This is a genomic window from Streptomyces sp. NPDC090077 (assembly GCF_044747545.1).
Classification (GTDB): Bacteria; Actinomycetota; Actinomycetes; order Streptomycetales; family Streptomycetaceae; genus Streptomyces.
Map to the genome: position 1 here is coordinate 1 of NZ_JBIVEG010000067.1, position 3693 is coordinate 3693.

General features: G+C 67.1%; 4 protein-coding genes. 2 read left to right on the top strand and 2 right to left on the bottom strand.

Features of this window, described 5'->3' with window-relative positions:
* Positions 1-415: 415 nt before the first annotated feature.
* Together ACIPW5_RS39795 and ACIPW5_RS39800 are read right to left on the bottom strand one after the other, a co-directional pair.
* Positions 416-865, bottom strand: a complete 450-nt coding sequence (locus tag ACIPW5_RS39795; RefSeq protein WP_401256391.1) for a hypothetical protein — start codon at positions 863-865, stop codon at positions 416-418.
* 8 nt (positions 866-873) lie between these two features.
* Positions 874-1098: a hypothetical protein gene (locus ACIPW5_RS39800; protein ID WP_401256393.1), complete on the bottom strand. Its 225-nt coding sequence runs from the start codon at positions 1096-1098 to the stop codon at positions 874-876.
* A gap of 393 nt (positions 1099-1491) precedes the next feature.
* Between ACIPW5_RS39800 and ACIPW5_RS39805 the strand changes: the two genes are divergently transcribed.
* Positions 1492-2793, top strand: a complete 1302-nt coding sequence (locus ACIPW5_RS39805) for an XRE family transcriptional regulator (RefSeq protein ID WP_401256396.1) — start codon at positions 1492-1494, stop codon at positions 2791-2793.
* Positions 2790-3641: a class I SAM-dependent methyltransferase gene (locus ACIPW5_RS39810; protein ID WP_401256399.1), complete on the top strand. Its 852-nt coding sequence runs from the start codon at positions 2790-2792 to the stop codon at positions 3639-3641. The genes ACIPW5_RS39805 and ACIPW5_RS39810 overlap by 4 nt, the downstream gene beginning before the upstream one ends.
* Positions 3642-3693 lie beyond the last annotated feature (52 nt).

The following is a 3693-nucleotide window of genomic DNA, read 5'->3' on the forward strand; positions in this document are numbered from 1 at the left end:
CGCACCAAAAGGTGATCAGAGCAGGGCGGAAACGCACGGGCGCGACAGATCGCTACGCGCTCCTCTGGTCTCGGCGACCGACGGCCGCCCGGGGCTGATACCCGGGCCCTAAACCGGCGGGCGGCCGGGGGTCGGGGTGGGTGGGGGCGAGGGCAGTGGCGGGCCGGGGTTGGGGGCTGTTCGGGGTAGCCGGGGTTGCGGTGCTTTCCCATGGTGGTGTTCCTCCAGGTGAGCTTGTAGATGCCCAGGGGCGGGAAGACGGCGACGCGAACGGGGCTGTCCTGCTGGGCGCACGGCACGCAGAGCAGGTCGCGGCGGGTGCTGACTGCGGTGGTGCGGGCGGCCTGGACGGGGTTGCGCCAGCAGGCTTCGCAGGTCACGACGTCGGTTGTGGTGGTCGTGAACTCCGTGGAGATCACCGGTCGCCAGCCAGGGCGGGTGTCGGTTCGGCCCACAGATGACGGTCCACGGAGAAGCCGGCCCGTTCAATCGACTGGATGGTCCAGTCGAGCGCGTCCAGGTCGCCTTCCGCGGCCTGAGGGGTGGGGTAGTGGTCGACGAAGCCGCCCAGGTGTGCGCACAGCTGGCTGTAGAGGGAGGTGTGGAGGATCAGGGCGTGCCAGCCTTTGTCGACCAGGCGTGACGGAGTCATGGTGTCGGCACCCCGGGCGGCCGTGGCGATGAACTTGATGGCCTCGGTGACGATCCGGGCTGCCAGCTCGGGTTCCATCCCCGGGTTGTCGTCCAGGACTGTGGCACGGACTGCGCTGAGCTGGGCATCGCAGAGGAGGCCGTCCAGGGCGGGCGTCGGTGGGGTGTGGGGCTTGGTCCTGCACGGCGGCGGTGGCGGGAAGGGACTGGACATGCTGCTCCTCAGGGATGGCCGGAGGCGGCGGCCGCCTCGATGTTGGCGACGGCAGTGGTGAACTCACGGCCCGAGGCGCCCCGGACATAAGCCAGTTCGACCCAGCGCTCGATACCGGTGTCGGAGACGTTCTCGTTGACCACCGCCATCAGCACGCCCTCGGTACCGGAAGCGATGTCGCGCACACGACGGCGAAGGAGCCGGTGGGGCACGTACTCGTAGCACTCACTCATGGAGCGGCTCCTCGCAGGAGTCGAGGAAGCGCTCCCACCCATGACGTGCACGGTCGAGCAGTTCCGAGCTGGGTGGGGCTGTGACCTTAAACGTCCAGCAGGGGAGGCTGCAGGTTCTCTCACCCAGCCCGTCGGCCGTGCTTTCACGCTTGCTCGTTTCAGAGGACAACGCACGTCTCCTCGGTCTCGTGCTGGAGCGGCAGCGGGCAGGGGCGTTGCCTGAGATCGTTCCGCTGGCCTGCTGCAAGGGGAGACCGCCTCTCTGGGCAGCCATGCTCAGTCAACTCCGCTGGAAATGCCTCTAACAGGGCACTTTGCTAGGCAAGTTGTAGGCATCCACCAGGCAGATGCCACTACGCTTTTCGGCGCCCGACTCGATCAGAGGATGACGGGATGATGGCGAACGAGACGCTTCGCAGGCACAGACGCGCGCACCGCTGGACTCAGACACAGACCCCGGAGCTTGTATCCGCCGAGGTCCAGGCGGCAACCGGGCGGTATCCGGAACTCGACGCGAACTGGATCTCTCGCCTTGAACGCGGAGCCATCAGCTGGCCTGCCAGTCAGTACAGATCTGCCCTGTGCAAGGTGTTCCAGGTGGCCAGCGAGGCGGACCTCGGCCTGTACCCGAAGGGGGCGGCTGTGCATGACACGGGAACTCCGGCCCCGACCGATGAGGTCCGAGGCTGCGCCGCCGATACAGAGCTGTCCAGCCGACTGGCTCGGTACGCGGCGGACACCAACGTCAACTCGATCGTCCTGGAGCAGTTCGAAGCGGACGTAGAGCGACTCGCCCGGGACTTCGTAAGCCGTCCCCTGGCCCTCCTGGTTCCGGAGATCCGCACCGTCCGCTCAGAGGTGTTCCGCTTGCTGGAAGGCCGCCAGCCGCCTGCCCATACCCTTCGTCTTTATGTGGTCGCGGGTTGGCTGTCCGGTCTTGCGGCGCACGTGTCGCTCGACCTCGGGGACCGCTCTGCCGCCGCCACGCACGCTCGCACCGTTGTCCAGTGCGCGGAGATCGCCGAGCACCCAAGACTTCGCGCTTGGGCACGGTCTTTCCAGTCCCTCGCCGCTTACTGGGCGGAGGACTACCGGCAGGCAGGAAACCTTGCCCAGGCCGGCCTGAACGACGGGCGTGCACCTGGCTCAGGAACCATCAAGGCACGGCTGCTGAGCCTTGAGGCACGTGCCCGCGCAGCCGAAGGTGACCACCGCAGCGCCCTACGAGCCCTTGCTCTCGCTCAGGAGGCACGAATGGCTGCGGAACCGGACGAACTCCCCGGGATCTTCTCGTTCCCCGAGGCGAAGCAATGGACGTACTCCGGCACCGCCTTCTTGAGCGTCGGAGGTGGCGAACAGATCCGGCAGGCAGTTTCAGCCTCGAACCGTGCGCTGGAGATGTACCAGGCCGGACCGGATGAAGACCGCTCCCCCGGCGACCTGCAAGCCGCGCACCTGGACCTGGCCACGGCTCACGTGGCCAGCGGCGAACTCGAAGAGGCCGGCGCAAGGCTCGCAGGGGTGTTCGCTTCCAGGACTCGCACCGCCAGCATCAGCATCAGGCTGCGCAATCTGGGCACGCTGCTCGGCAGCGCGCCGTACCGTGACGCCCAACCGGCCATCGATCTTCGCGCACAGATCCATGAGGCGACCGGCCGGGCCGCTCATGCCAGCGACCGTCCGGAGGCCCGATGACCGCCCAGCCCGCACACGATCATTCGGTCACCGACCGCAGCCTTCTGTCCACCAAGGCCTACGGTACGGGGCAGCACCTCTCCGCCCGCCAGTCCCTGTACCGGTGGCAGACCCCACGACACGATCTGCCAGGCATCGTCGTGGACCAACTACAGAACACGCACGGTGCGGTCGCCGACGTGGGGTGTGGGAACGGCAAGTTCGTCGCGCGAGTGCGACAAGAGCGCCCCGACCTGAGCGTGATCCCCATGGACGTCTCCCACGGCATACTCACCGCGATCCCGGGAGCTGTAGTGGCCGACGTCCAGCAGCTGCCCATCGCAGACGGTGTCCTCGGTGCCGTCCTCGCTCTGCACATGCTCTACCACGTCGAAGACCAGGCCCGGGCGACGAAGGAGCTGGGGCGCGTCCTCTCACCGGACGGCATCGCGATCGTCTCCACCAACAGCCGGACCGACAAGCGCGAACTGGAAGACCTCTGGCGACGAGCCGCAGGCGACGTACTGGGCACAGAGCAGGGCCCGGCCCGCGTGCAGCTCTCCGCCCGCTTCACCTTGGAAGACGCCCCGGCAATCCTCGGCACGGTCTTCAACGACATCCGCACCATCCCCCTGCCCGGGGTGATCGAAGTGACCGACGCCGAACCCGTCATCGCCCACCTGGCCTCCTACGAAGCCTGGGCCGATCAGATGGGCGTCCCCTTCAAGGAGACCATCGAACGCGCAAGGGAGTGCGTCAGCACGGTAATCCGTGAAGAAGGCGCCTTCCGAATCACTTGCCTCGGCGGCATCCTCATCTGCCAGCAACCCCAATCGACCGTCAGTCGCCGAGACCAGAGAAGCGCGTAGCGATCTGTCGCGCCCGTGCGTTTCCGCCCTGCTCTGATCGATTTTTGGTGCA

Bases quoted from the DNA above. Each gene is read 5' to 3' on its own strand.
- ACIPW5_RS39805 (WP_401256396.1), top strand. From the start codon at position 1,492: ATGATGGCGAACGAGACGCTTCGCAGGCACAGACGCGCGCACCGCTGG.
- ACIPW5_RS39795 (WP_401256391.1), bottom strand. From the start codon at position 865: ATGTCCAGTCCCTTCCCGCCACCGCCGCCGTGCAGGACCAAGCCCCAC.
- ACIPW5_RS39800 (WP_401256393.1), bottom strand. From the start codon at position 1,098: ATGAGTGAGTGCTACGAGTACGTGCCCCACCGGCTCCTTCGCCGTCGT.
- ACIPW5_RS39810 (WP_401256399.1), top strand. From the start codon at position 2,790: ATGACCGCCCAGCCCGCACACGATCATTCGGTCACCGACCGCAGCCTT.